The sequence below is a fragment of the Ramlibacter sp. genome, from assembly GCF_035627355.1.
Classification (GTDB): domain Bacteria; phylum Pseudomonadota; class Gammaproteobacteria; order Burkholderiales; family Burkholderiaceae_C; genus Ramlibacter.
Genome location: NZ_DASPLW010000045.1, coordinates 1 through 5,507, shown reverse-complemented (window position 1 = coordinate 5,507; position 5,507 = coordinate 1). Strand labels below are relative to the sequence as shown.

Here is a 5,507-nt window from a genome sequence, read left to right as displayed (position 1 = left end):
GAAGTCCTTGATCTCGACGATGCTGGGCACCGCGTCCCTGGCGTTGCCGAAGAACTCCAGGCACACCGTGCGGGTGTGCGCCGGCATGCGGTGCACCACCCAGCGGGCGCTGGTGATCAGGCCGTCGCAGCCCTCCTTCTGAATGCCTGGCAGGCCGGACAGAAACTTGTCGGTGACGTCCTTGCCCAGGCCTTCCTTGCGGAAGGTGGCGCCGGGGACGGCCAGCGTCTCGCGGCGCAGCGGCGTCTTGCCGTCGGCTGCGAAGTACTGCAGCTCGAAGCTGGCGATCGCCGCGTCGTGGATCTTGCCCAGGTTGTGGTCCAGCCGCGTGACCTCCAGCCACTCGGCCTGCGGCGTGACCATGCGCCAGGACACCAGGTTGTCCAGCGCCGTGCCCCACAGCACCGCCTTCTTGCCGCCGGCGTTCATGGCGATGTTGCCGCCGATGCAGGAGGCCTCGGCCGAGGTCGGGTCCACCGCGAACACGAAGCCGGCGCGCTCGGCCGCATCGGACACGCGCTGGGTGACCACGCCGGCCTCGGTCCAGACCGTCGGCACCGGCTGCGAATGGCCCGGGATCGTCACGTGCTCGACCTCGGTCATCGCCTCGAGCTTCTCGGTGTTGATCACCGCACTCTTCCACGTCAGCGGCACGGCGCCGCCGGTGTAGCCGGTGCCGCCACCGCGCGGGATGATGGTCAGGCCCAGCTCGATGCAGCCCTTGACCAGGCCGGCCATCTCGGCCTCGCTGTCCGGGGTGAGCACCACGAACGGGTACTCGACGCGCCAGTCGGTCGCGTCGGTGACATGCGACACGCGCGACAGGCCGTCGAACTTGATGTTGTCGCGGGCGGTGTGCCGGCGCAGGGTCCTGAGCACCTGCCGGCGCAGCTCGGCCGTCTCGCGGAAGCCCTCGTCGAAGGCGCGCACGGCCCGTTGCGCGGCCTCCAGCAGTTCGCCGACCAGGGCGTCGCGGGCGGCATCGTCGGCCGGCGTGCGGCGCTTGCCGATCTCGGCCAGCCGGTGCTCCAGCGCCTCCACCAGCAGGCGCCGGCGCCGGGGGTTGTCCAGCAGGTCGTCCTGCAGGTAGGGATTGCGCTGCACCACCCAGATGTCGCCCAGCACCTCGTACAGCATGCGGGCGGAGCGGCCGGTGTGGCGTTCGCTGCGCAGCCGGTCCAGCACCTCCCAGGCGCGGGCGCCCAGCAGCCGGATGACGATCTCGCGGTCCGAGAACGAGGTGTAGTTGTAGGGGATCTCGCGCAGGCGCGGCGCATCGCCTGCGGCTGCCGCCAGCAGCTGGTCGAGCTTGTTCGGTGCGTTCATCGTTGCGGGTGGTGCCCCGCGGCCGCGGGGTTGCATGTCAGCCGAACGATTGGCTTGGCGGCTGAGAGCGGATGTTACCGCAGCGCAACCGTGGAGCAGAGCCCGAAGGGCGATGTTCCACGTCCCCGCGAAGGCGGGGAACCAGGGTCATGCCTGCCCTGCTTATGGAAACCCCGGTAGGCACGACGCGGGGAGGCCGGCTCTAATCTTCCGTCACAAATCGACTGTAGAGTCACGCCCTCGTGACCCAACCCGTTCCAGGAGTTCTCATGAAACTGAAGCTTTGTGCAGTGGCGCTGGCCGCCGCCGTCACCCTACCCGCCGCGGCCCAGACCGAAATCCAGTGGTGGCATTCCATGGGCGGCGCCCTCGGCGAGTGGGTCAACGACCTGGCCAAGGAATTCAACGCCAGCCAGAAGGACTACCGGATCGTGCCCACCTTCAAGGGCAGCTACTCCGAGTCCATGACCGCCGGCATCGCCGCCTACCGCGCCGGCAATGCGCCGCACATCATCCAGGTGTTCGAAGTGGGCACCGCCACCATGATGTCCGCCAAGGGCGCCATCGTGCCGGTGGCCCAGGTGATGAACCAGGCCGGCCTGAAGTTCGACCCCAGCATCTACGTGCCGGCGGTGGCGGGCTACTACACGGCCCCGAACGGGCAGATGCTCAGCTACCCGTTCAACAGCTCCACCCCGGTGTTCCACTACAACAAGGACGCCTTCAAGGCCGCCGGCCTGGATCCGGAGAACCCGCCCAAGACCTGGCCCGAGGTGGCCCTGGCCGCGGCCAAGCTGAAGGCCTCCGGCCACAAGTGCCCGTTCACCACCAGCTGGATCAGCTGGACGCAGCTGGAGAGCTTCTCGGCCTGGCACAACGTGCTGTACGCGACCAAGAACAACGGCTTCGGCGGCACCGACACGCGCCTGGCGTTCAACAGCCCGCTGCACGTGCGCCACATCGAGAACCTGGCCAACATGGCCAAGGGCGGCCTGTTCGTCTACAAGGGCCGCGACAACAAGGCCGACGCCACCTTCGTCTCGGGCGAATGCGCGATGGCGACCGGCTCCTCGGCCCTGGCCGGCAGCGTCAAGCGCAACAGCAAGTTCGCCTACGGCATCGGCACCCTGCCGTACTACCCCGACGTGCCCGGCGCGCCGCAGAACACCGTCATCGGCGGCGCCAGCCTGTGGGTGATGGCCGGCAAGAAGCCCGCCGAGTACAAGGGCGTGGCCCAGTTCCTGAGCTACCTGTCCAAGCCCGAAGTGGCGGCCAAGAGCCACCAGCGCACCGGCTACCTGCCGGTGACAAAGGCCTCGTTCGAGCTGACCGAGAAGTCCGGCTTCTACAAGCAGAACCCCGGCTATGACGTCTCGGTCAACCAGATGATCCGCAAGACGACCGACAAGTCGCGCGGCGTGCGCCTGGGCAACTTCGTGCAGATCCGCACCATCATCGACGAGGAACTCGAAGGCGTGTGGCAGGGCAACAAGCAGCCCAAGGAAGCGCTGGACAACGCGGTTCGCCGCGGTAACGAGCAATTGGAGCGCTTCCAGAAAGCCAACAAGGCCTGACGGCCTTGTGTTCGCCTTCTGTCGCGCTCCGCTGCTCGCAGTGGACTGACGGCACCCCCTCCCTGCCCTCCCCCGCCAGGCGGGGGAGGGTGATCGCGGCAGATCAGAGGGACCGCTGCAAGTTGGCCCGGCTCCACCGCGAGTCGTGACTCCAAGCCCCGCCCAGCGGGGTTTTTTCATGCGATCGTCCGCTGCCCCCGGCGCGTGGCGATCCGACCTCAACCGTTCAACGACAATACCGCCCCATGGAGAAGAGGGTCCTGTTCAAGTCGGCGTGGCTGCCCTGGGTGCTGATCACGCCCCAGATGGCCATCATCCTGGTGTTCTTCTTCTGGCCCGCGGGCCAGGCCCTGTACCAGAGCGTGCTGCAGGAGGACGCCTTCGGCGCCCACAGCGAATTCGTGGGCATGGCCAACTTCCAGCGCCTGTTCGACGATCCCGGCTACCTCGACTCCTTCCGGATCACGGCGATCTTCTCCGTGCTGGTGGCCGTCGGCGGCCTGGCGCTGTCGCTGCTGCTGGCCGTGATGGCCAACCGCGTGGTGCGCGCCTCGGGCCTGTACAAGACCCTGCTGATCTGGCCGTATGCGGTGGCGCCGGTGGTCGCCGGCGTGCTGTGGCTGATGATGTTCGCCTCGCCCTACGGCACCATCCGCTACGCCCTGATCGAGATGGGCTTCGAGTGGGACCACGTCCTCAACGGCAACCACGCAATGGCGCTGATCGTGATGGCCGCCATCTGGAAGCACATCTCCTACAACTTCCTGTTCTTCCTGGCCGGCCTGCAGTCCATCCCGCAATCGCTGATCGAGGCCGCCACCATCGATGGCGCCAGCCCCTGGCGGCGCTTCTGGAGCATCGTCTTCCCGCTGCTGTCGCCGACCACCTTCTTCCTGCTGGTGATCAACGTCGTGTACGCCTTCTTCGAGACCTTCGCCATCGTCGACGCGGCCACCAGCGGCGGCCCGGGCAAGGACACCTCGATCCTGGTCTACAAGGTCTACTACGACGGCTTCAAGGCCATGGACATCAACGGCTCGGCCGCCCAGTCGGTGGTGCTGATGGCCATCGTCATCGCGCTCACCGTGGTGCAGTTCCGGTTCGTCGAGAAGAAGGTCCACTACTGACATGATCGAGCGCCGCCCCATCCTCGACGTCGTCTCCCACGCCATCCTGGTCGTGGGGGTCGTGATCGTCTGCTTCCCGATCTACATGACCTTCATCGGGTCCACCCAGACGGCCGAGCAGATCTCCAGCAGCAACCCGATCTCGCTGCTGCCCGGCAGCAACTTCTGGGAGAGCTACCGCTTCGCCCTGTTCGGCGGCAAGACAGCCGCCGGCGCGACCGTCTCCCCGGCCCTGCCCATGATGGGCATCAGCCTGGCCAGCGCGCTGATCATCGCCATCGGCAAGATCGCGATCTCCATCCTGTCGGCCTTCGCCATCGTCTACTTCCGCTTCCCGGCCAAGGGCCTCGTCTTCTGGATGGTGTTCGTCACCCTGATGCTGCCGGTGGAAGTGCGCATCGGGCCGACCTACGAGGTGATCTCCGACCTGCGGATGCTCAACTCGATGGCCGGTCTCACGGTGCCGCTGATCGCGTCGGCCACCGCCACCTTCCTGTTCCGCCAGTTCTTCCTGACGGTCCCGGACGAACTGGTGGAGGCCGCGCGCATGGACGGCGCCGGCCCCATGCGCTTCTTCAAGGACGTGCTGCTGCCGCTGTCCAAGACCTCGATGGCGGCGCTGTTCGTGATCCAGTTCATCTACGGCTGGAACCAGTACCTCTGGCCGCTGCTGGTGACCACCGACGAGCGCATGTACCCCATCGTGATGGGCATCAAGCGCCTGATCTCGGGCGAGGTCTACATCGAATGGAACGTGGTCATGGCCACCGCCATCCTGGCCATGCTGCCGCCCGCGGTGGTGGTCGTGCTGATGCAGAAGTGGTTCGTCAAGGGCCTGGTTGATACCGAAAAGTAAATACCTTTGCGGGACAGACCAAAAGCTCGAAAGAGCTTTTGCTCTGTCCCCAACTGACTAGAGGATTCGCGGGTCAGACCAACGCTCGAAGCGCCTGGGGACCTGCCCCCAACTGACGAGAAATCGATATGGCCTCCCTCACCCTGAACAACGTCATCAAGCAATACGGCAAGGGCAAGCACGCCCTGCAGGTGATCCACGGCGTCAGCGCCGAGATCGAGAAGGGCGAGTTCATCGTCATCGTCGGGCCGTCCGGCTGCGGCAAGTCCACCCTGCTGCGCATGGTGGCGGGCCTGGAGGAGATCTCCGGCGGCGAGATCCGCATCGGCGACCGCGTGGTCAACAACCTGGAGCCGGCCGAGCGCGACATCGCCATGGTCTTCCAGAACTACGCGCTCTACCCGCACATGACCGTGCGGGAGAACCTCTCGTTCGGCCTGCGCATGCGCCGGACGCCCGCGGCCGAGCTCGAGCGCCGCGTCGCCGAGGCGGCCGAGACCCTCGGCCTGGGCCCGCTCCTGGGACGCCGGCCGTCGGAGCTCTCCGGCGGGCAGCGCCAGCGCGTGGCCCTGGGGCGGGCGATCGTGCGGCGGCCCAAGGTCTTCCTCTTCGACGAGCCGCTCA

General features: G+C 66.8%; 5 protein-coding genes. 4 read left to right on the top strand and 1 reads right to left on the bottom strand.

What is annotated here, in order from left to right; translation table 11 throughout:
• Nucleotides 1-1,326, bottom strand: a 1,326-nt coding sequence (locus tag VEC03_RS11810; protein WP_324915415.1) for a DUF3683 domain-containing protein, incomplete at its 3' end; no start/stop codon positions are given.
• Between the two features lie 269 nt (nucleotides 1,327-1,595).
• Between VEC03_RS11810 and ugpB the strand changes: the two genes are divergently transcribed.
• The 4 genes from ugpB to VEC03_RS11790 all read left to right on the top strand — a co-directional run.
• Complete coding sequence (gene ugpB / locus VEC03_RS11805; RefSeq protein ID WP_324915414.1) at nucleotides 1,596-2,900, top strand: sn-glycerol-3-phosphate ABC transporter substrate-binding protein UgpB; 1,305 nt, start codon at nucleotides 1,596-1,598, stop codon at nucleotides 2,898-2,900.
• Nucleotides 2,901-3,145: 245 nt separating this feature from the next.
• The gene (gene ugpA, locus VEC03_RS11800) at nucleotides 3,146-4,027 is read left to right on the top strand and encodes a sn-glycerol-3-phosphate ABC transporter permease UgpA (protein WP_324915412.1); all 882 of its coding nucleotides are present in this window, start codon (nucleotides 3,146-3,148) and stop codon (nucleotides 4,025-4,027) included.
• A 1-nt stretch (nucleotide 4,028) separates the two neighbouring features.
• Nucleotides 4,029-4,883 (top strand): sn-glycerol-3-phosphate ABC transporter permease UgpE, encoded by an 855-nt coding sequence (gene ugpE / locus VEC03_RS11795; protein ID WP_324915411.1) that lies wholly within the window; start codon nucleotides 4,029-4,031, stop codon nucleotides 4,881-4,883.
• Between the two features lie 128 nt (nucleotides 4,884-5,011).
• Nucleotides 5,012-5,507: ABC transporter ATP-binding protein (locus tag VEC03_RS11790; protein ID WP_324915410.1), on the top strand; the 496-nt coding region annotated here is incomplete at its 3' end.